The following is a 21,263-nucleotide window of genomic DNA, read 5'->3' on the forward strand; positions in this document are numbered from 1 at the left end:
GAGAGAGAAATAACAATGAGCAACGAAACAGGCGCCCCTCAGGGCAACCCCGGCGATATCGTCAATTGGCCCATGCTGAAAATTGTCTACCGGACCGATCCGGAGGCTATCGCCAAGCTGCTGCCGCCCGGTATTGATCCTGGTGCCAACCCGAATGTGAACCTCACCATCTACAACTTCCCGGTACCCGATGAGCCCGAGTACGGCATCGTGACCACTGTGGACGCGGACTATAACGGTACGCCGGGTGAGTACACGCTGGGCTATGGTATCGACCAGGAGTCGGCGATTTTTGTCAGCCAGGAAACCAACGGCCAGCCCAAGTATCCCTGTACCACCGAGTACTATCGTCTCGGGCCCCAGGTTACCGCGCGTTGCACACACCAGGGCTACACCTTCGTGGAGTTCAAAGGCGTGTCTACAGGCCCGGTAGAGGGCGAGGCAGAGTGGATTCAGAATGAATGGTGGACCAAGTACTCCCGCGCCGTGAGCGTTGGTGGTCCGGCCACTGGCTTCGACTTCCCACCGCATGTGGTACATGTGATGAGCAAGTACGGCACCGCCTGGAAAGAGGAAGTGCAGGGTGAACTGATTCTGCGCGACAGTCCCTGGGACCCCCTGGCCTCGTTGCTGCCCATGCGTGAGCAGTTGTCGGCCCACCTGTGGTGGCCCATCTTCCTCGATCGCCAGATCACACTGGCCGGTGAGCTCGACGCCGAGGCGTTCCTGCCCTTTGCCGATACCATCTCCGGTTCTCGCTGGCCGGGTGAAAACGGCGGCCCCAAACGCTCCTGATCCGCTTCTGACTCAGTGAGTATTCGCAACTGGCTCCCCGCTCTGGCGGGGATGGCCTGCCTCGGCCTCGGGGCGGGCCTCATGAGTGTTTACGGCTTTTTTGTGCCCGCCCTGTCCGAAGAGTTCGGGGTGGGTGCGGCCACAGTCAACATAGGCCCGGTGGCCCTGATGTTGGTGCCTGGATTGGCCTCACCGTTTGTGGGTCGGTTTGCCGACCGGCTGCCGATTCGGCGCATTATTCTCACGGGGTGCACGCTGGCGGCCCTGGCCCTGGTACTGACCAGTATGGCGCCCAGCCTGATCCTCGCCGGACTCAGCTTCGCGCTGTTTGCCCTTGGGATGACCCTGTATGGGCCGGTGGTTATCAACAGCCTGATGGTGAAACTGTATGCCGGTAACGAGGGCAAGGCCCTGGCACTGGTCGCTGCGGGTACCAGCCTTGCATCGGCGATATTGCCGCCGCTGGTAGGCGCGGGACTGGAGGTATGGGGTTGGCGTTCCGCGCTGGCGGCACTGGGCGTTTCGCTGGCGGTGGTGTTGTGGGTTCTGGTGCTGGCGTTCATCCCGGCTTCTGGCGGCGGCACCGCTGCCGCTGCTGATACCCCCTCCAAACCAAAGGACATCTACCGGCGCCGTGAATTCTGGCTGGTCGGTGTTGCCGTGGCGCTGGTCTTTAACGTCTCGGTGCTGGCGACCATTTGCTACCCGCCGCTGTTTATCAGTCGTGGTGTGGACCCGATGCAGGTCGGCTTTATGGTCGGTACCAGCGCTATTGCCGGATTGTGCGGCAAGCTTTTTGTGGCCTTCAGCGCTGACTATCTGCATGATCGGCCGCGCATTCTGGCCCTGTGCATTCTGCTGGTTCAGGTCTCGGGCATTGCGATCTTGCTGTTGATTGATTCGGGCTGGATGTTGTGGCTGGGTCTGGCTTGCTCCGGCTTTGGGGTCGGCGCGTTCCTGCCAGTGCACCCCTGGCTGAACAGTCGCTACTTCGATAACTCGATTATCGGTCAGGTGAACGGCGCCCAGATGCCACTGATGCTGCCGCTGGGACTGGCGGGCCCGCCACTTGCCGGCCTGGCATTTGATCGGACCGGCAGCTACGACCTGGCTCTGGCAGCGATGTTTGTGCTGCTGGTGCTGGCGGGCCTGGTGTTGGCGTCTCTGCCCAAGCCCCGTGCAGCGCTCTGAGAATCGCGACATTTCCACTATTTTTGGCCGCCTCCAGGGTGGCCTTCCGCTACTCTTTGCTCATCGTTATTAGCGGGGAGCACGCGTGAAGGTCCGGATTGGCGTAGACATGCGTCTGTGGGGAGACAGTATCGGGGTGGGGCACTTGCCCCAACTGGAAATGCTGGCATTCCTCGGCTATGAAGGCGTCGCGGTTCCGCTGGCGGGACAGGGCCTGTCAGAATTAAAGCTGCTCCGCGTGGCACTGACAGACCTCGATCTGGTTCCCCTGGCCACGACGATTATCCCTGCCGAATTCAATCCGATCGATGCTTCTGAACGGGTGCGCAAGCGCGCCGTCGATTATCTGAAGCAGCGCGTGGATGAAGCTGTGGAGCTTGGCAGCGAGGTCCTGTGTGGCGGTCTGTTCCAGGCCCAGGGGCAGCTCAGTGGCGTGCCGCCCACCGATCGGGAATGGGACTGGAGTCGCCGCTGTCTGCGAGAGGTGGGTGAGCACGCCGCCGGGTATGGCGTGAAACTCGGCCTGGAATTCCAGAGCCGATTCGATGCCCATCTGGTCAATACTGCAGCGGAAGCGGCGCGGATGTGCCGGGAAATCGACCTCGATAATGTCGGGGTGCTGTACAACACATTCCACGCCCATCTGGAAGAGTTCAACCCCGCCAGGGCGCTGCCTGCAGCGGGTGAACGACTGCTGATGGTGCATCTCAGCGAGAGCCACCGCGGGGAGTTGGGCCGCGGCCAGGTGCAGTGGCACGAGACGTTTGCCACTCTGGATTTCCTCGACTACTACGGCTGGCTGGTGGTCCAGGCGCTGGGGGTTGCCGCCCCCGGCGATGCGGATTCAGCGCATATCTGGCGCGAGCGTTTCGACAGTCGCGAGCAGTTGTGTGCCGATGCTATCGGTCTGGTGCAGCAGACATTGCGATTGCAGCGCGAGTAGGGCATTCAACGCCAACCTGAGTTGCTGCTAGACTGCAGGGCAGTGCCAAAACATAACAGGACTTATCGCCGTCATGCTCGATCGACTTCGTTTCAAATTCAATCTTTTATTCCTGCGCATGCTCACGCCGTTCATGCCCGGCTCTACCCATGTGGCCTTTGTCGGTGCGGGTAGTAGTCGCCAGTTGTGCAACCACATCGCCACGCTGGGACCGCGACGGGTGCTGGTAGTCACCGACAAACCGCTGCGAGAGCTCGGTGTGTCGGAGCAGGCCGTCGCCGGCCTGGTGGATGCGGGTGTGGCCATAAGCTGGTTTGACGGTGTGCTGCCCGACCCTACCTATGAGCAGGTCGACGCGGGTCTGGCGATTCTCAAGCAAGACAACTGTGACGTGCTGCTGGCCATTGGTGGCGGCTCAGTCATGGATTGCGCCAAGGTCATGGCGGTGCGCGCGACATCCGATGAAGACCCCCACAACTGGGAAGGTCTGGGCAAGGTGAAGCACGACGGCCTGCCTGTTTACGCTATCCCGACCACCGCCGGAACCGGGTCTGAGGGTACCGCCGGGGCAGTTGTCAAAGACAGTGCGACTCTGACCAAGAGTGTGATGTCCGGTGACACCATGCTGCCCAAGGCTACCGCGCTGGACGCTTCGCTGATGCAGGGTCTGCCGCCCCACATTACTGCGGCCACCGGCATGGATGCACTCACCCACGCTATTGAGGCCTATATCGGTGTCTGGGAGCGGGGTAACCGGATCGCCGATTCCCGTGCCGCGGTGAAGCTGGTGTTTGAGCACCTGCCCAGCGCGGTAGTGCACGGCGAAGATCTCAAGGCCCGGGAGAGCATGGCCATGGCCGCCTACTATGGGGGAATGGCGATTAATCAGGTGTTCGTAGGCAGTGTTCACGCCCTGGCGCACCAGATTGGCGGCAAGTATGGCATTCCTCATGGTCTGGCGAATGCGTTGATACTGCCCCACGTGCTCGAGTTCTGCCGTGAGGAGGCTGAGCAAAGTCTGGCTGAACTGGCCATTGCGATTGGCGTGGGTGAAGAGGGCGAACCTGCTTCTCAGCTTTCACACAAGTTTATTGCAGCGGTGCGCGATCTGCGCACCACGGTAGGTATTCCCGACCAGTCTGAACTGCTGCGTCAGGAGGACTTTGATCAATTGGCGCAACAGGCCGCCGATGAATGTCTCGGCTACCCCGTACCCCGCTTGCTCGATAAGCAGGCGGCGTTGGATATTCTGCACAAGATCAGCGAGCAACCCGCCTGACCTGACCCCTAGAATACCGTTGCGCCGGATTCCGCTTCGCTGACGGCCCGGCGCATATGCGCAAATAACTCACGGCCGGTACCCTGTTCACTGGCATCACCCGTTCGCACAGCCGCCTCGCGGCTGTTCCACTCCCCGGCATCAACCAGGCATTGCAGCTCACCAGTGGTGGCGTCCAGGCGTAGCAGGTCGTCCGTTCTGACCTTGGCGATGGGGCCGCCCGACAACGCTTCCGGTGTCAGGTGAATTGCCGCCGGAACTTTGCCGGATGCGCCTGACATGCGCCCGTCGGTCACCAGTGCGACCTTGAACCCCCGGTCTTGCAGGATGCCCAGGAAAGGCGTCAGCTTGTGCAGTTCGGGCATGCCATTGGCGGCCGGGCCCTGGAAGCGAACGACCGCGATGAAATCTTTTTCCAGTTCGCCCGCATCGAAGGCTGCGGCGAGTTCGGTCTGATCGTCGAATACGACCGCCGGTGCTTCGACCACCTGGTGCTCAGGGGCGACAGCGGAGATCTTGATCACGCTGCGACCGAGGTTGCCCTCCATCAGACGCAGGCCGCCTTCGGCGGAAAACGCATCGTCCGCCGGGCGTAAAACGTCTGTATCAGCGCTGCTGCTGACGCCGTTGATATAGGTCAGGCGCCCGTTGTCGAGTTGCGGCTCCTGAGTGTAGTGACGCAGACCCTCGCCCCAGTTGGTTTTTACATCCTCGTGGAGCAGGCCGTTGTCGAGCAGCGTGCGGATCACGTAGCCCGTGCCACCGGCGGCATGGAAGTGGTTCACGTCGGCGCTGCCGTTGGGGTAGACCCGGGCCACCAGCGGGGTAATGGCCGAGAGATCGTTAAAGTCCTGCCAGTCGATCAGGATGCCCGCCGCACGGGCGATCGCAATCCAATGAATGCTGTGGTTGGTGCTGCCACCGGTGGCCAACAGGGCGACGATCGCGTTGACGATGCATTTTGCGTCGACCACGTGGCCGAAAGGCGTGTACTCGTTGCCCAGGGCGGTGATCTTGCACAGGCGCTCGGTGGCGGCCACGGTCAAGGCGTTGCGCATCTCGGTGCCCGGTGGTTCGAAGGCGGCGCCGGGGATGTGTACGCCCATGACTTCCATCAGCATCTGGTTGCTGTTGGCCGTGCCATAAAAGGTGCAGGTGCCTTCGCCGTGATAGGCAGCGGACTCCGCCTTGAGCAGCTCATCTCGGCCAACCTTGCCTTCGGCATACTGTTGGCGCACAGCGGCTTTTTCCTTGTTGGACAGCCCTGAGGTCATGGGGCCTGCCGGTGCAAAAATAATCGGCAGGTGACCAAAAGACAGCGCACCGATCAGCAGGCCAGGCACAATCTTGTCACACACGCCCAGGCACAGGGCGCCGTCGAACATGTTGTGGGAGAGGGCAATGGCAGTGCTGCCGGCGATAATGTCGCGGCTGAACAGGCTCAGTTCCATGCCAGGTGTGCCCTGGGTCACGCCGTCGCACATGGCGGGAACACCGCCCGCGACCTGGGCAGTGCAGCCCACGCCGTGCGCGGCGCGCTTCACCAGTTCCGGGTATTCGCCCAGCGGTTGGTGAGCCGACAGCATGTCGTTGTAGGCGTTGACGATGCCGATGTTAGCCGACTCGGTCAGGGTGAGCGCCTGTTTGTCCTGTTCGGAACAGGCCGCAAAACCGTGCGCGAGGTTGGAGCAGGAAAGTTGGCCGCGATGCGGTCCCTGCTCGCCCATGCCGGCAATCCGCTCCAGGTATGCGGCGCGCGAATCCGCGCTGCGCGCTTCAATGCGTTGGGTAATGGCGCTTAATCGTGAATCTGTCATCAGGGGGCCCACCAGGTGGTTACGGGGTTGTCGTGCTGTTCGGTGACAGCGGCGATGGGGTAGTGCTGATCCGCAGCAGCGTCCAACACGTCGCGTTTCTCGGTGCCGGTGATATGCAGGATGATGCTGCCCGCTGCCAGCACCGCCGGCAGTGTGAAGGTCATGCGCTGATGGGGCGCGGTGACCGGCTCACAGGTTCCCAGCAACGCCGGGTTGGCCGGGTCAATCAGTGCCTGGAGGTTGCTCGCTTTCGGAAACCAGGAGGCCGTGTGGCCATCACCGCCCATACCCAGAACCACACAGGTGAAGGGCAGGGGGAAATCACTAAAACGCGCGGTGACCTCGCCCAGGCCATCCGCCGCATTGGCGGCGTCGCCAGTCAGGCTCACGAAGGTGGCTGCGGCGGCGTGCCCTGTGAGCAGGTGCTCGCGGACAAGGCGTTCGTTGGAATCTTCGTGGTCAGGTGCCACCCAGCGTTCGTCGACGAGCGTGATACAGACGTTCTGCCAGGCGATATCACACTGCGCCAGGGCGGCAAACATACCCTTGGGGGTAGACCCTCCGGACAGCGCCAGGCTGGCGCGGCCGCGTGTGTCAATGTCTGCCTGAAGCAGGCCGGCGATGTGCGCTGCCAGAGCCTTATCCAGCGCCGGCCGATCGCCGAAGTGCTCCCAGTTATTCATGCCAGCTGCCCCCGTCTACTGCCATTAATGCGGTAGAGGCTGTCGGGCCCATCGTGCCGGCGTTGTAGGACTTGATGGGCGTGCTGTTCTCTTCCCAGGCTTCGATAATGGAGTCAATCCAGCGCCAGGCGGTCTCTACCTCGTCGCGACGCATGAACAGGGTCTGGTCGCCGTGAATGGCATCCAGCAGCAGGCGCTCATAGGCGTCATAGCTGTCGCCTTTGTTTTGCGACTCGTCGGTGAGGTGCAACTCTACCGGCTGCAGTTTCAATTTGCTGGTCAGCCCCGGCTTTTTGTTTACCGTGTGCAGGCTGATGCTTTCCTCGGGCTGGAGGTGGATGACCAGCTTGTTGGTCAGCTCCTGCGGATCATTGGCAAACAGGGAGAACGACTGGCGGCGGTATTCGATGACGATCTCCGAATAGCGGCGACTCAGCCGCTTGCCGGTGCGCAGGTAGAACGGCACACCCGCCCAGCGCCAGTTATTGATGTTCGCCTTGAGGGCCACAAAGGTCTCGGTGTCATCCGCGTCGGCAAAGGCATCTTCTTCCAGGAAACCCTTTACGGCTTCGCCGCCCACTGCGCCGGCTGCGTAGCGCCCACGCACAGTGCGCGCCTTGACGTTGGCGGAGGTAATCGGCTCCAGCGAGCGCAACACCTTCATCTTCTCGTCGCGAATATCGGTGGCTTTCAGGGTCGCGGGCGGTTCCATGGCGACCAGCGACAAGACCTGCAACAGGTGGTTCTGCACCATGTCGCGCAGTGCGCCGGTATCTGCGTAGTAGCTGCCGCGGCCCGCCACACCGATCTCCTCGGCGACGGTAATCTGGACGCTGCTGACAAAGGTGTTATTCCACATGGGGTGGAACAACTGGTTGCCAAAGCGCAGCGCCAACAGGTTTTGCACGGTTTCCTTGCCGAGGTAGTGATCGATACGGAAGGTCGCCTCTTCGGCAAAGACCTGGGCGACCTGCTCATTGATTTCCTGACAGGACTCCAGATCGTGTCCGAGAGGCTTCTCCAGTACCACGCGACTGGCATCATCGACGATACCTGCGGCGTCCAGCTGGCGGCAGATCTCGCCGTACAGGGAAGGCAGAGTGGCGAGATAGTAGAGCGCGCCGGGTGCTGAACCTGCGGCCAGTAATTCGGCCAGCCGGGTGTAGTCGCCGGCGTTGTCGGCATCTACCTTGACGTATTCCAGGCGGTCGCTGAATGCGCTCCACTGGGCGTCGTCCCAGGTGCCGTCAGGTAGAAATGTCTGCAGATTGTTGCGCGCTTCCTCAATGAAGCTCGCAGAGTCCATCTCCCCGCGACCGGTGGCAATGATCCGATCCAGGCGATCCGCCAGGTTGTGGCGTTGAAGTTGGTACAGGGCCGGCAGCAGCTTGCGGGTAGATAAATCTCCCGTGCCACCAAATATCACTAAATCGACCTTCTGACTCATACACGTGGTTCCTCAAAACTGAGTGGCAAAGTGTTTGTGTGTCATTGATTTCTGCGGGCGCAGAAATCCAAATAGCGGTGATCTAGTCCGCAGCTTTCTGGGCGCTGCTGGAGAGGTGGCAGATGATAACAGGAATCGCCCTGGCCTGCCTCTGGTAATTTTTCCCCCGCCTCAGCTGCTCGCCGCTTGGCGATAGGCGCGGGGCGAGCTGCCGTGCCAGCGTTTGAAGGCGTTGCTGAAATTGCCCGGTGCGCTATACCCCAGTAACACGGAAATTTCATCCAGCGGCAGGGTGGAGTTGGCCAGGTACTCGCGGGCCAGCTCGTAGCGCACATCGGCCAGGATATCCTGGTAGCTGCTGTCCTCCCGGGCCAGGCGCCGCCGCAGTGTGCGACTGGTGGTATTGAGTTTCTCGGCGACGAAATCAATGTCCGGGAAGTAGCCCGGCCGGGAGACGATAATCTGGCGCACCTTATCGCCGAGGCTGCCCCCGCCCCTCACCCGCGACAGCAAGAACTGACACTGCTGCTGCACCATGGAGCTGGCTTCTGCATCTCCCAGTGGCATGGGTTCGTCGAGCAGGGCCGCGTCCATGTGCACTTCAGAGACTGGGCAACCAAACGATACCGGGCAGCCGAAGTGACGTTCATAAATCTGTTGCTGCGCGGAGCCGGTATGCATCAGCTTGACCGCTAAAGGTTCCAGCGGCCGGCGCAGCGAGCCCTGGCTACCATAGATGGCGGCGGTAATATCCCGGTCGACATAAAAGGTGAACAGGTCTTCTGGCAGTGTCAGGCCTGGACGCATGCTTAAAATGCCCTTATTGCCCTCGACCCGAAAGGCAATGTCGAAGGGGCTGAAGGCCAGCGGCCCGAAATTCTGGATGACGGCCAGGGCGTGGCGCAGTGTGGACGAGCTGAGAAAGGCGTAGCCTAGCAGGCCGTAGCTCTCTACTCGATAGTCCTTGCCCAGCAACAGCCCCAGCATCGGGTTGCCGGTGAGGCTAAGCAGATTGCGGTGAAAGTGAAATTCCTGTTCCAGCGTGAAGGGCGTGTTGGCGCTGTCCCGGGCCAGGTCGGCGGGGCTGATACCGGTGCCGGCCAGGCAATCTTCCGCGGCAAAGCCCATATTGGCCATCGCCTGCAGCGCAATCGGCAGGGCCTTGATGTGGTGGCTGGTATCGCTCTTGTTCGACATAGATGTGATGCGGGCGGCCTCGTTTGGGGCTATGGGGCGCAAAATACCATGAATTGGCCGTTATTCATAAGTTTTAATCGCCAGGTGCGCGTTCTGGAGCGCGTGCTTCGGGCTGCGGCAGTGATAGTCCTGAAGTGTACTACCACCGCTGACATCCGGGTTGCTCTCCAGTAAGCTGCCCACTCAGGCCGCGATGACTCACCTGCAGTCGTCTCCAGAGATCGACTGAACAAGGATGTAATCATTGGCTGGAACTCGACTAGCGCTTCATCTGGGTACCCACAAGACGGGTACTTCGGCCATTCAAAATTGTTTGTATCGGCACCGTGAGCAATTGGCTGCGCGCTACCTTTTCCGGGGTGATAGACCCAATTCATCGCTGTGGATGTTGCAGGCCTTTGCGCATGACCTGGGCAATTCCTCGGTGTATCGGCATCGGGATCTTGCCGCTGCAGAACTAGAGCAGCTGAAGCGTCAGGCGCGCGCTGGCCTGGCGGATCGCCTGACCAGTCTCGATGGGGGCAATGCCATTCTGTCGGCCGAATCACTGTCGACGCTGATGGCGGCCGAGCTACAGGATGTGCACGATTACTTTCGAGAATACTTCGACGAAATCGAGGTGCTGATTTATTTTCGGCCCCTGAAGTCGCGGATTGAAAGTGCCTTCCAGGAGCGGTTGAAGCGGCGCATGTCGAGCCTGGAGGACCGGTTTTCACTTGGCTACGCCGGGCGCGTTGAGATGTTGGACAATGCCTTTGGGCAGGACAATATCCGGGTCTTTCGATATGCCCGTGATGAGTTTCCCGGCGGTGATGTGGTTCGTCACTTTATGCAGGCCGTCGGTGAACAACCGCCCCTGGAAGCGGCGGTGCAAGACAATAACAGCCTCTCGCTACCTGCCATACAGCTGCTCTATGCTTATCGCAGAGAATATCCAAAGCCCCAGCCAGGGGATAAGGATATCGTCGCGCAGCTTGCCCATCTTGCTGGTCCGCCGCTGCGCTTTCACAGTGATCTCTACAGCGAACTATGCGGCACACCCAAGTGGGGCGTGCGGAGATTCGAAAAGCGTGTCGGCTTTTCTATCAGTGAAGATATTGAGGCCCACGATGCCTTCGCCGTGCGCAACGAAAGCGATCTTCTCGCTATTCCCGACACGGCAATGGAATGGTTGCGTGAGCGTACCGAGCACAGCGCGTTGCCGAGAGGTGATGCGGGCAGGAACAAGTCCGTGGCCGAGCAGGTGCGATCGCTGGCGCAGCGAAGTTCCGCTTAGTGACTGCTGACACCCGGGGCGACGATTGCATGCGCCGCTGGGTTCCCTGGTAGACTTGCTCTGCCCCGCTGTGTCAGGTCATTGTAACTAATTGAAATTTAAAAATATTGTCTCTATCTGTTGCGGATAGAGAGGCGCCGGGCATACGGCGATTGACCGAATTTCATAAGTTTTTGTCCCGCATCCAGATGGGCTGTTTCCGTTCCAGCGCTACCATGTGCTGGTCGAATAGGAGAGATCAACTCATGTCAGCCAATACTTTACGCAATCCATCCGTGGCGATTATCGGCGCCGGTATGACCGGCATCCTTGCGGCGATCAAGCTGCGCGAGGCGGGTATCGACGACATCGTCGTGCTCGAGAAGGCGGACGAGCTGGGGGGCACCTGGCGTGAGAATACCTATCCGGGGGTGGCCTGTGACGTTCCGTCGCATATGTATACCTACAGCTTCCGGGGTAATCCTGAATGGAGCCATCGCTTTGCCCGGGGGGCTGAGATCCACACCTACTTCAAACAGGTGGCCCAGGAATATGGGATCGATGAACAGATTCGCTTTGGTGAAGCTCTGGAGCGTTGTCATCATGTGGACGGTCAGTGGCAGCTGCACACCAGCAAGGGTGCCGAACTGACGGTCGACTTCGTGGTGGCCGCTACCGGTATTCTGCATCATCCGGCCTATCCCGATATCGAGGGACTGGACCGCTATCAGGGCGAGATGTGGCATACCGCACGCTGGAACCACGATGTCGACCTGGCCGGCAAGCGTGTGGGAATCATCGGTACCGGCTCCACTGCCTGTCAGGTAATTGGCAATATTGCTGAGCGCTGTGGCCAGCTGACCATTTTCCAACGCACTCCGCAGTGGATTGTGGACGTGCCCGACCAGCAGTATACCGAGAAGGACAAGGCCGGGTTGCGCGGCCGCCAGGATAAGCTCAGCGCACTCAGCCGCCGCTACGCCATGGCCCTGCGCAATACCTTTAGCAAGGCAGTGACCGGCAAAAAGATTCCCCTGGCCCTGATGAGCTGGGCGGCAAAGCGCAATCTGCGCAAGAGTGTCCGTGACCCCGAGCTGCGCGCCAAGCTCACGCCCGATTACCCGGTGGGCTGTAAACGACTCATTATTAACAGCACCTTCTACGAGGCTGTGCAGCGCGACAATGTGCTGCTGGAAACGGCAGGCATCGAGCGTATAGAAGAGGGCGGTGTTGTCACTGCCGACGGTCAGCTCCACGAGGTGGATGTGCTCATTCTTGCCACGGGTTTCAGCCCGTTCAATTTCATGCGGCCCATGGATTTGCGCGGTCGCGACGGTGTCTCTATCGACCAGGTCTGGGAACGTAAGGTGCAGGCGTATCGCTCTGTGTGTCTGCCAGGCTTCCCGAATTTTTTCCTGATGCTGGGGCCAAATACGCCGATTGGTAATTACTCAGTCATTGCCATGAGCGAGGTGCAGACCAACTACGTGCTGAAGCTGATTGACCAGTGGCGCGCCGGCAAGCTGGATCAGGTGGAGGCCACTGAGGAAGCCAAGCAGCGCTTTAACGATTACCTGCGCGAGGGGATGGGGAATACGGTCTGGGTGGGTGGCTGCCAGAGCTGGTACCTGGATGCCGACGGTGATCCTGCGATGTGGCCCTACAGCTGGAAGCAGTGGGTCAAAGAGTTGGAGGAACCGGACCTCGACGACTTCCGCAAGGCGGCCTGACAGCGCTGCAAGGGCGGGTAGCCGGGGCCCGGCTACTCGTCTTCGAAATCTGCGGTTTCCGGGATTTGCTCGTACCATTCCACCCCGTGTTCGTCGCGAGTACGGGTAATACGATGGCGGCCCAGCAGGCAGTTGAGGTGGGCAATGGTTTCGCCGGTGGCGAGGGAAATATTGCCCGCGTTGATCTCCCGCCGAAACAGCGCCGGGAAGCAATCTACCGCACGCAGGGGCTTGTCGAGGAAATTAAACAGTTTCACCAGGTCGTGCTTGTGGGTCTCGATAATCTGGCTCAGGCGCACGTACAGGCCGTGGAAGGGAGCCTCGTGGGCTGGCAATACCAGCAGGTCGTCGGGCAGTATGTCGCGAATAATCGCCTGGGTCCGCAGCCATTCCTTGAGCGGATCGCCCGCGGGTTCGGTGGGGTACACGCTGACATTCGGCGAAATGCGGGGCAACACTTGATCACCCGAGATGAGTAGCTTGAGTCCGGGGCAGTACAGCGCGACGTGCTCGGGTGAATGCCCGCGTCCCACAATCACCTGCCAATAGTGGTCGCCAATGGTAATGGTCTCGCGGTCGGTCAGGCGGTGAAAGCTGTCCGGCAGGGTGTAGATGGCGCGGCCGAAGTTGCCGAACTTTTGCTTGTAGTGCTCCAGTGCCTCTTCGTCCCAGCCTGCAGCGTGGTAAAAGCGCAGCGCCACATCGGGCGCGGGGCGGCCGGTGTCGGCAGCCATGGCCCGGCACATCAGGAACTCTTCCCGGGACATCCACAGCTCGCAGCCGAAACGTTCGCACAGCCAGCCGGCCAGGCCCACGTGATCGGGGTGCATATGGGTACAGATCACGCGGGTAATCGGCTTGTTGGCAAGAAAGTCGGTGAACAGGTTTTCCCAGATTTGGCGCGAGGTGCCGATATCCAGACAGGTGTCTACAACCGTCCAGCCTTCGCCATCTTCGAGCAGCCAGATGTTGATGTGATCCAGCGACATTGGCATGGGGAAGCGCACCCAGTAGACGCCGGGTGCAACAGCGGCTGGCTCACCTGGGGTGAGCTCGGGCTTGCGGCCATAGGGGTAGCGGAGGCCGCGATAACTTTCTGCTGAGTCTGTGTCGATCATCCCACGCTGCGGTCGGTGCCTTCCCAGTATTGTGCTTTAACTGCCTTTTTATCAGGTTTGCCTACCGGTGTCAGGGGAATACCAGCGACGAAGTCGATGGACTTGGGTGATTGCACCGAGCCCTTCTTCTCTTTGACCAGTGCCTGTAGCTCGTTTTCGAGCGCGTCACCTGCCTCGGCCCCGGGCTTGAGGACGATAACGGCTTTCACGGCTTCGCCCCACTGTTCATCCGGTACGCCGACAACGACCACCTGGCCCACGGCATCGTGGGTGGCCAGCACATCCTCGACCTCGCGGGGGAACACATTGAAGCCGCCGGTGACGATCATATCCTTGGTCCGGTCGACGATGTACAGGAAGCCCTCGTCGTCGAACTTACCGACGTCGCCGGTATGCAGCCAGTTACCTTCGAAGGCTTCGGCGGTCTGCTCCGGCATATCTTTATAGCCTGCCATGACCAGAGGTCCGCGCACGCAGATTTCACCGGGTTCACCCTCGGGCACGCGATTACCGTCCTGATCGAGAAGTGCCAACTGCACCCAGGGTGTGGGCCGGCCGGCGGAGCTCAGGCGCTCGGGCTTGGCCAGATCGTGATCCTTGCGAGACATGTTGGAGATCACCATAGGGCATTCGGATTGACCAAAGCACTGGTAGAAGATCTGCCCCCATTTCTCCAGGCCTTCCTGCAGGCGCGCCGGGCTCATGGGCGAGGCGCCGTAAAAGATGGTCTCCATGCTGTCCATGGAGCCGTCGGTAGCGCGCGGCGAGTCCATGATGAAGTAGAGCATGACAGGGACGAGGAACGTACAGGTGATCTGATGCTCCTTGACCATGTTGTAGAACTCGTCGATATCGAAGCCCTGCATGACGTAGAAGGCACCGCCCTTTTGCAGGATAGGCACAAAGAATGCAGCCGCTGCGTGTGACAGGGGTGTGGCGAACAGCATGCGCACTTCTTCGGGAAACTCCCACTCGGCCAATTGAACCTGGGTCATATAGGCGCTGACCCGATGTGGGCTCATCACGCCCTTGGGTTTGCCGGTGGTGCCGCCGGTGAAGTTGACCGACGCCAGGCTCTCGGGGCCAATGTCGGGTACTTCCAGTGGCTCGGGCTCAAATTGCGCTGCCAGCGCCATGTAGTCCTCGCCCACCTCGTTGGGGCCAAAGCCCAGCAGTTTCAGGTCGGGGAAACGTGCTTTGAGGGCGCCGGCGATCTCGGAGAACACGCTGGGGTCAAAGACCAGCGCCTCAATTTCGGCGGCCTCGAGAATATAGATATGGTCGTCCAGAGCACCAAGGGGGTGGAGCGGTGTGCCAATACAGCCCGTAAGCTGCATCGCGGCAATATTGGACAGTACCTCGGGTCGATTCGCGGAGATGATAGCCACACGGCTGCCCACGCCCAGGCCCTGGGATTGCAGCGCCTGAACCATCTGGCTGGTGCTTTCGCGCACATCCTTATAGGAGGCTACGGTATCCCCCAGATACAGACAGGGTTCGTCGTTGTAACGGTTCAGGCCTTCCACCAGCAAGTGGGGCATCAGCGGGGGTTGGTAGAGTTCGCTCGGATTCATCTCAGGGGTCCTGTATTCATCGATTACCCGGTAGGGCGGTCAAGCATAGAAAATGCCACAATCGATCAACCGCCGACAATGACCCTGCCGCCCAAACAGGCCTGTCCTTTGCGCTCAGGCTGACTGCGAATGCCAACGAAAATTGTCCCCTCGCGGTGCTGTCCTAGGTGACATGAACAGGGATACTGGAGCCCACTAGGAGATCCATCGTGAAAATAGACAGTTCACTCATGTTCGATCCGGCCCGTGTCGCCGGTATGGCCCAGCAGCTGGACGATGCCGGCTTTGACGGTGCCTATACCTTTGAAGGCCAGTCGGACCCGTTTATCACCGTGGCGGCGGCTGCTATGAACAGCCAGCGCATGGAATTAATGACATCCATCGCCGTGGCGTTCTCGCGTAACCCCATGAACCTGGCCTATCTGGGTAACGATCTGCAAAACCTGTCTCGGGGCCGATTTATCCTCGGCCTGGGTGCCCAGGTGAAGGCGCATATTGAGCGCCGCTTCTCTATGCCCTGGAGCAAGCCGGCTTCGCGCATGCGGGAGATGGTGCAGGCTATTCGCACGATCTGGGATTGCTGGCAAACCGGCGAGAAGCTCCGTTTTGAAGGTGAGTTTTACCAGCACACGTTGATGTCACCGGTGTTTGCCCCCCAATCCAATGAGTATGGACCGCCGCCGATTTTTATCGCGGGTGTGGGGCCTGTGATGACTGAAGTTGCGGCGGAGGTAGGTGACGGTTATTTCCTGCACCCCTTTAATACCGCTGAATCCATGCAATCCCTGTCGCTAGCGGCCATTCAGCGCGGGCTGGACAAGGCTGGCAAATCGCGCGAGGGCTACCAGGTCTCGGCCCAGGTGATTACCGCCACGGGCCTGGATGAAGAGAGTATGCAGGCCGCTGTCGCGGCAGCGCGCAACCAGATCGCTTTCTATGCTTCTACGCCCGCTTATCTGCCGGTGCTGGAGTGCCACGGTTGGGAGTCCTTGCAGCATGACGCCAATACCCTGATGCGCGAAGGGAAGTGGGCTGAGCTCAATGACCTGATCGATGACGACATTCTCAACACCTTTGCGGTGGTGGGCAGCCCCGCCGAAGTGGCCGCCAAGATCAAAGACCGCTTCGGTGGTCAGGTCGAGCGTATTTCACCGGTGGTGTACCAACCAGATGTCGAGTTGCTGACCGCATTGCGCGGGGAGATTGCCGCCGTCTGTCAGTGATACCCTGATCTGGGCTATGATCTGCTCTCCATTGCGATATAAGCGGCGAGAGCGGATGAACACACTATGCAAATTAGCCCTGTCTGTAGTCACACCGATACTGCTGTCTGCCTGTGCCGTGCAGACAACATCCCCCCAGAGCAGCGCTGTGAGCACTGAGCTCGGAGCCGGCGGCCGGCCGGTCGGGGAAATCTGGTCGCGCAGCCCCGTGTACGGGACCCGCGGAATGGCCGCCACTGCCCATCCGCTGGCATCCCAGGTAGCGCTCGATGTGCTCAAGCAGGGCGGCAATGCCGTTGATGCGGCCATTGCGGCCAACGCGGCACTGGGTCTGATGGAACCCACCGGCAACGGTATTGGCGGTGATATTTTTGTCCTGCTGTGGGATCCCGATACCCAAAAGCTCTATGGCTACAATGGCTCGGGCCGCTCCCCGCAGGGACAGAGCCTCGAACAACTCAAGCAGCGCATTGCCGCCATGAAGGCCCGCGGCGAGCTGCCTGAAGATCATCAGGGTATTCCCTCCCACGGGCCGCTACCGGTGTCAGTGCCCGGCACGGTCGACGGTTGGTTTGCAATTCATGCGCGCTTTGGCAGCCTACCCATGAATCAGGTACTGGCACCCACGATCGACTATGCGCGCGGGGGCTTTCCCGTCACCCCGGTTATCGCCTACTACTTTGATCGCAGCTGGAATTTCTTCGAGAAAAAATATGCGGGCACCCCGCATCTGGCCAATATTCGCGATACCTGGTTCAAGGGTGGCGAGGCGCCGGCCGCAGGTAGCGTGGTGACCAACAAGGACCTGGGTGACACGCTCGAAGCGATTGCGCTGGATGGCCGTGATGCATTCTATAAGGGTCGCCTGGCGCGAGAAATGGCCGATTATTTCGAGTCCATGGAGGGTGGCCTTGCCTACGAGGATTTTGTTCAGCACGAGGGTGAGTGGGTTGAGCCGGGCAGCGTCGAATACCGGGGCTATGAACTGTATGAACTGCCGCCCAATGGCCAGGGCTTCGCCGCCTTGCAGATGCTGAGCATTCTCAAGAATGTGGACCTCACTCAGTGGGAGCGCGGCTCCGCCGAGGTTTTCCACTATATGGTGGAAGCCAAGCGCCTGGCGTTTGAGGATGTCGCTCGCTATTACGCTGACCCGGCCTTCGCCGACATTCCTCTGGAGGGCTTGCTCTCCGATGCCTACGGTCGTGAGCGCTTTGCGTTGATTGACCCAGAACAGGCGTCACCGGAGTTTGGCCCGGGTGAACCAAAGCTCGAGGGCGAGGGCGATACCACGTATCTGACCGTGGCCGATGAGAACGGCATGCTGGTGTCCCTGATCCAGTCCAACTATCGGGGCATGGGGTCGGGCATGGTGCCGGACGGGCTCGGCTTTATGTTCCAGGATCGCGGCGAACTGTTTTCGCTGGAACCCGGCCATCCCAATGTCTATGCGCCGGGTAAGCGCCCATTCCATACCATTATTCCTGCCATGCTGATGAAAGACGGACAGCCAGTCATGAGCTACGGCTTGATGGGAGGTTCCATGCAGCCCCAGGGTCATGTGCAGATACTGGTTAACATGCTCGACTTCGGCATGAACGTACAGGAGGCCGGCGATGCTGCGCGCTTCCTGCACGATGGCGGTAGCGAGACGACCGGTATCGATGGCGATCCACTGGGTACGCTGTATGTAGAGCCCGGTGTCGCCGTCGAGACGATTAAGCGCCTGGAGGCCATGGGCCATAAGGTGGAAGTTGACAGTAGCGGTGTGCGCTTTGGCGGCTATCAGGCGATTTACGTGGACCGTGAAAACGGCAGCTACGCCGGTGCCACGGAGATGCGTAAAGACGGCACGGTAGCCGCCTGGTAGTGAACTAGCGCTCGACTAATAGCCGGCGCACGGTCTGCCAGGTATCCGGATCGCTGGCACAGATCAGGCCGGTGGCATCGGATGCCGGCTGATATGGCGATCCGTCGTACCGCGCCACCACGCCGCCCATTTCTTCTACCACCAGCGCTCCTGGCGCGTGATCCCAGATAATGGTGCGATAGTAAAAGCTGAAACTGTAGTCGCCGCGGGCCATGGCGCGGTAGTCGTAGGCGGCGCAGCCACTGGCACGGGTATTGCCGAGATGGCCTGCGCCGCGCATGGCATAGGGGCGCATTTCTTCGGGCAGATATTTCGTGGAAAGTGCGCCGTGAATATCGCCGGCTACGCCCGACGGTTCCCCGAACGTCAGGCGCTCGTCGTCCAGAAAGGCGCCGGCACCGCGTTCAGCCTGCAGCAGGGTCTCTTCAACCGGGTCGTAAATCCAGCCGGCGAGCGTCTGGCCTTGCTGGACGATGCACACCATCACCGCAAACGGTGTTTCTCCTGCCGCAAAGTTTGCCGTACCGTCCACCGGATCGATGACCCACACAGGCTGTTCAGATGTCAGTCGCTGCATCAGTGTCGGGTCGTCGTGCGCGGCCTCTTCGCCGATGACCAATGAGCCGGGTAATACAGCTTCCAATGCGGGTGTGAGGAACGCTTCACTGGCTTTGTCCGCGACGGTGACGTAATCGCCGCGTTGCTTTTCTTCGATCTGGTCCTGCTGCAGGTTTTGCCACAAGGGAAGTACTTGCTCGTGGGCGGCCTGGCGGATGATGTCGCTGATGCGGGAATGATCGATATTCATGGCGGCTCGGAATCCGGTGTCAGGGTGTTCCGAAACCATAGCAGTGAATGGCGACAGTCGTAAGAGGCCGTCGCTGGCCAGGTAAAACCACTCCTACTTAAAGACGGTTATTTGACGATGGGCGCAGGGGAAACGGTGGTGGCGACTCGCTGACTATTCGATGCGAATTCAGTATGGCTGCGGTCGTGGGGCACCCAGCAGTTGACGAATTCTGCGTTGTTGCTGTCTTTCTTTGCAGATAGCGTCAGCTGAGCGCCGTCCATGGCGCTGCGCTTCATTTACGAAGGTCAGATCGCGCTGCTCGCTATAGTGTTTCTCCACATCGGCTCGGCATGTCTCCAGATACACACTGTCGCGTTCGGCACTGTGCGCGGAGCTTGCAGCGGCTACAAACAGGCATGCGCAGAGCACACACAGTGCTGTTTCAATAACCATATTTTCGCTTCTCATCCGTAGACCTTTGTATTTATCCCTTAAGAGGTAGCCGTGTGGCAGCCGCAGGTAAATCCTACGCCAGTGGCTGTGAGCGTGTGTGGAGAACTATGAAGAATTATGATTTGTCGTATACCATGATGAGTAACAGGATTTAGCACCGGGGGAGGCATGGCGCGAACGATTGCCTATGTCGAACATGACGATGTCACGCGTAATCGCTATGTCAGCGCATTGCGCCAGGAAGGTTTTGTCGTTGCTGCATATTCTAGCGTGGATGCGGCGATTGCCGGGCTGCGTCAGCAATTGCCCGACCTGGCACTGCTTGATGTCGCCCATGCCGATGATCGCGACGCCGGGTATCAGGTTTGTGCTGAGTTGCGGCGGCTTTCTAGCGACGTCCCCATCATTTTCCTCACCCATCGCACGGGCGAGATCGATCGTATCTCGGGGCTGCGGCTGGGGGCTGATGACTACATTAGCAAGGATGCTTCGATCGAGTATCTGGTTGTTCGTATCGAGGCCCTGATCAGGCGCATGGAGGCAGTGCGCAATGCCGGCCCTGTATCCAACGCACAGCCGAGCGCCGGACTGGAACTCGACGAGGTGTATGCCACGGCGTTCTGGAATGGGATGCAGGTTGACCTGCCGCTAACCCACTTCTGGATGGTGCGTGAACTGTCCAGCCATCCCGGCGAGGTGCGCAGCCACCGCGAACTGATGAAGGCCGCCAATATCGTGGTGGCGCCCAACACCATTGCCGCCCACGTGAAATCTATCCGTAAGGCCTTTGTCCGCTGCGACGCGGATTTCGGCTGTATCGTCACCGAGCGGGGCAGGGGTTATCGCTGGGTGCTGTCCCGTTGAATGGCCTCGCGAAATTCTCGCGGGGTGGTTCCTGTCCACCGTTTGAACGCGCGGGTAAACACCGTGGGGTCAGGGTAGCCCAGCTTTTCTCCAATCTGGGCGATACCGGTTGCCCCTACCGTCAACATGTCCTGAGCCTGTTGCTGGCGTAATTGATCCAGTTCCTGCTTGAGGGTTGTTCCCAGTTCAGCCAGGCGTCGAACCAGCGTGCGTTTACTGATACCGCACAAGTGCGCCACGTGACCGGCGTTTACAACGTGAAAAGCTGGCTCAAGAAGAAAGGTTAGGCGGGGCTGCACACAAAGTGGTGCTGAACGTAAGGATCTACCGGTAGTTCCAGGCTACGTTTCTCCCAGCCCGTGCCCTCCAACAATTCGTGGGCGTATTCCCGGGAGTATACGGCCCACTTGAGCGGTTGTGCCGGATCCATATCCACAAACGCCGGGATCGGTGCCGCTTTCTGCTCTTCCGTAAGGCCTGCGGTCAACTGATCGTGAACGCCCGCAATATACCCCTGGCCATTGGCCGCCACTTCATTGATGAACAAGCTGAATACCAGTACACCATCGGGTTTGATGTAGGGTCGCAGCAGTTTCAGCATGGCCGGATAGTCGTGGGGCGCCAGGTGGGTGAACACCGAGAACAGGCAGACGATGTCAAAGTGAGCGTCGGGCACATTGAGGCCAGTCAGCTCAGACAGCGGTTTGCCCTCGGTGTTGTACATTGCGTTGTGAATATCCACGTGCTGATACTCAAGGCGCGGATCGTCCACCGAGGATTGCAAGTACTCGATCAAGTCCCGGTAGACATCGATGCCAGTGTAGCTGCCGATAGCGATGTTCTCGCGCAGAATGGTCTGGGTAAACTTGTTACCACAGCCCATGTCCAGCACTGCGGCACCGGCCAGGTTTTCCCGGCCGGAGAGCTGCGCAACACGATCCAGTAGCCACAGGCTGGAAGCCAGGTTGTCATCGCTGTGACCGACCCGGCCCCCGCGCTGGAGTTCTGTGGGTACGTCCAGACTGCTCATGTTC

The 21,263-nt window shown here is 59.9% G+C and carries 19 protein-coding genes; 9 read left to right on the forward strand and 10 right to left on the reverse strand.

Annotated features, from left to right (window positions below; all coding sequences use genetic code 11):
• Positions 1 to 15 precede the first annotated feature (15 nt).
• From A3709_RS01255 to A3709_RS01270, 4 genes are all read left to right on the forward strand, one after another.
• A complete protein-coding gene (locus A3709_RS01255; protein ID WP_066048895.1) occupies positions 16 to 795 on the forward strand; it encodes an acetoacetate decarboxylase family protein in 780 nt (259 codons plus the stop codon).
• Positions 796 to 846: 51 nt separating this feature from the next.
• Positions 847 to 1,986, forward strand: a complete 1,140-nt coding sequence (locus A3709_RS01260) for an MFS transporter (RefSeq protein WP_066048897.1) — start codon at positions 847 to 849, stop codon at positions 1,984 to 1,986.
• An 85-nt stretch (positions 1,987 to 2,071) separates the two neighbouring features.
• Complete coding sequence (locus A3709_RS01265; RefSeq protein ID WP_066048900.1) at positions 2,072 to 2,929, forward strand: sugar phosphate isomerase/epimerase; 858 nt, start codon at positions 2,072 to 2,074, stop codon at positions 2,927 to 2,929.
• 73 nt (positions 2,930 to 3,002) lie between these two features.
• On the forward strand, positions 3,003 to 4,208 hold the full coding sequence (locus A3709_RS01270) for an iron-containing alcohol dehydrogenase (RefSeq protein WP_066048902.1): 1,206 nt from the start codon (positions 3,003 to 3,005) through the stop codon (positions 4,206 to 4,208).
• Positions 4,209 to 4,216: 8 nt separating this feature from the next.
• Here A3709_RS01270 and edd read toward each other — a convergent pair whose 3' ends face one another.
• From edd to A3709_RS01290, 4 genes are all read right to left on the reverse strand, one after another.
• Complete coding sequence (gene edd / locus A3709_RS01275) at positions 4,217 to 6,025, reverse strand: phosphogluconate dehydratase (protein WP_066048905.1); 1,809 nt, start codon at positions 6,023 to 6,025, stop codon at positions 4,217 to 4,219.
• Positions 6,025 to 6,708 carry a 6-phosphogluconolactonase gene (pgl, locus tag A3709_RS01280; protein ID WP_066048907.1) on the reverse strand — a complete coding sequence of 228 codons (684 nt, stop codon included), beginning with the start codon at positions 6,706 to 6,708 and terminating at the stop codon, positions 6,025 to 6,027. Before pgl ends, edd begins: the two co-directional genes overlap by 1 nt.
• Positions 6,701 to 8,155, reverse strand: coding sequence for a glucose-6-phosphate dehydrogenase (zwf, locus tag A3709_RS01285; RefSeq protein WP_066048910.1), 1,455 nt, complete (start codon positions 8,153 to 8,155; stop codon positions 6,701 to 6,703). Before zwf ends, pgl begins: the two co-directional genes overlap by 8 nt.
• Positions 8,156 to 8,326: 171 nt before the next feature.
• Positions 8,327 to 9,352, reverse strand: a complete 1,026-nt coding sequence (locus A3709_RS01290; protein ID WP_066048913.1) for an AraC family transcriptional regulator — start codon at positions 9,350 to 9,352, stop codon at positions 8,327 to 8,329.
• 244 nt (positions 9,353 to 9,596) lie between these two features.
• Between A3709_RS01290 and A3709_RS01295 the strand changes: the two genes are divergently transcribed.
• Together A3709_RS01295 and A3709_RS01300 are read left to right on the forward strand one after the other, a co-directional pair.
• Positions 9,597 to 10,628: a hypothetical protein gene (locus A3709_RS01295; RefSeq protein ID WP_156507518.1), complete on the forward strand. Its 1,032-nt coding sequence runs from the start codon at positions 9,597 to 9,599 to the stop codon at positions 10,626 to 10,628.
• Positions 10,629 to 10,873: 245 nt separating this feature from the next.
• Positions 10,874 to 12,337, forward strand: a complete 1,464-nt coding sequence (locus tag A3709_RS01300; protein WP_066048919.1) for an NAD(P)/FAD-dependent oxidoreductase — start codon at positions 10,874 to 10,876, stop codon at positions 12,335 to 12,337.
• Positions 12,338 to 12,369: 32 nt separating this feature from the next.
• On the opposite strand, the gene A3709_RS01305 is transcribed toward A3709_RS01300, so the two are convergent.
• Positions 12,370 to 13,455: an MBL fold metallo-hydrolase gene (locus A3709_RS01305; protein ID WP_066048922.1), complete on the reverse strand. Its 1,086-nt coding sequence runs from the start codon at positions 13,453 to 13,455 to the stop codon at positions 12,370 to 12,372.
• Positions 13,452 to 15,029, reverse strand: coding sequence for an AMP-binding protein (locus tag A3709_RS01310; RefSeq protein WP_066048928.1), 1,578 nt, complete (start codon positions 15,027 to 15,029; stop codon positions 13,452 to 13,454). Before A3709_RS01310 ends, A3709_RS01305 begins: the two co-directional genes overlap by 4 nt.
• 209 nt (positions 15,030 to 15,238) lie before the next feature.
• Here A3709_RS01310 and A3709_RS01315 point away from each other — a divergent pair, with 209 nt between their 5' ends.
• Positions 15,239 to 16,252, forward strand: a complete 1,014-nt coding sequence (locus tag A3709_RS01315) for a TIGR03617 family F420-dependent LLM class oxidoreductase (RefSeq protein ID WP_082849804.1) — start codon at positions 15,239 to 15,241, stop codon at positions 16,250 to 16,252.
• A gap of 148 nt (positions 16,253 to 16,400) precedes the next feature.
• Complete coding sequence (gene ggt, locus A3709_RS01320; RefSeq protein WP_066049020.1) at positions 16,401 to 18,122, forward strand: gamma-glutamyltransferase; 1,722 nt, start codon at positions 16,401 to 16,403, stop codon at positions 18,120 to 18,122.
• A gap of 4 nt (positions 18,123 to 18,126) precedes the next feature.
• Here ggt and A3709_RS01325 read toward each other — a convergent pair whose 3' ends face one another.
• Both A3709_RS01325 and A3709_RS22960 read right to left on the reverse strand, forming a co-directional pair.
• Positions 18,127 to 18,930, reverse strand: coding sequence for an inositol monophosphatase family protein (locus tag A3709_RS01325; protein ID WP_066048933.1), 804 nt, complete (start codon positions 18,928 to 18,930; stop codon positions 18,127 to 18,129).
• Positions 18,931 to 19,037: 107 nt separating this feature from the next.
• Positions 19,038 to 19,208 carry a hypothetical protein gene (locus tag A3709_RS22960; protein WP_156507519.1) on the reverse strand — a complete coding sequence of 57 codons (171 nt, stop codon included), beginning with the start codon at positions 19,206 to 19,208 and terminating at the stop codon, positions 19,038 to 19,040.
• 325 nt (positions 19,209 to 19,533) lie between these two features.
• Between A3709_RS22960 and A3709_RS01330 the strand changes: the two genes are divergently transcribed.
• Entirely contained in the window at positions 19,534 to 20,229 is a 696-nt protein-coding gene (locus tag A3709_RS01330) for a response regulator (RefSeq protein ID WP_066048936.1), read from the forward strand.
• On the opposite strand, the gene A3709_RS01335 is transcribed toward A3709_RS01330, so the two are convergent.
• Together A3709_RS01335 and A3709_RS01340 are read right to left on the reverse strand one after the other, a co-directional pair.
• Positions 20,205 to 20,528 carry a helix-turn-helix transcriptional regulator gene (locus A3709_RS01335; protein WP_066048939.1) on the reverse strand — a complete coding sequence of 108 codons (324 nt, stop codon included), beginning with the start codon at positions 20,526 to 20,528 and terminating at the stop codon, positions 20,205 to 20,207. The genes A3709_RS01330 and A3709_RS01335 overlap by 25 nt on opposite strands.
• Positions 20,513 to 21,259, reverse strand: coding sequence for a bifunctional 2-polyprenyl-6-hydroxyphenol methylase/3-demethylubiquinol 3-O-methyltransferase UbiG (locus tag A3709_RS01340; RefSeq protein ID WP_066048943.1), 747 nt, complete (start codon positions 21,257 to 21,259; stop codon positions 20,513 to 20,515). The genes A3709_RS01335 and A3709_RS01340 overlap by 16 nt, the downstream gene beginning before the upstream one ends.
• Between the last annotated feature and the right edge of the window lie 4 nt (positions 21,260 to 21,263).

The sequence above is a fragment of the Halioglobus sp. HI00S01 genome, from assembly GCF_001635445.1.
GTDB classification, from domain to species: domain Bacteria; phylum Pseudomonadota; class Gammaproteobacteria; order Pseudomonadales; family Halieaceae; genus Halioglobus; species Halioglobus japonicus.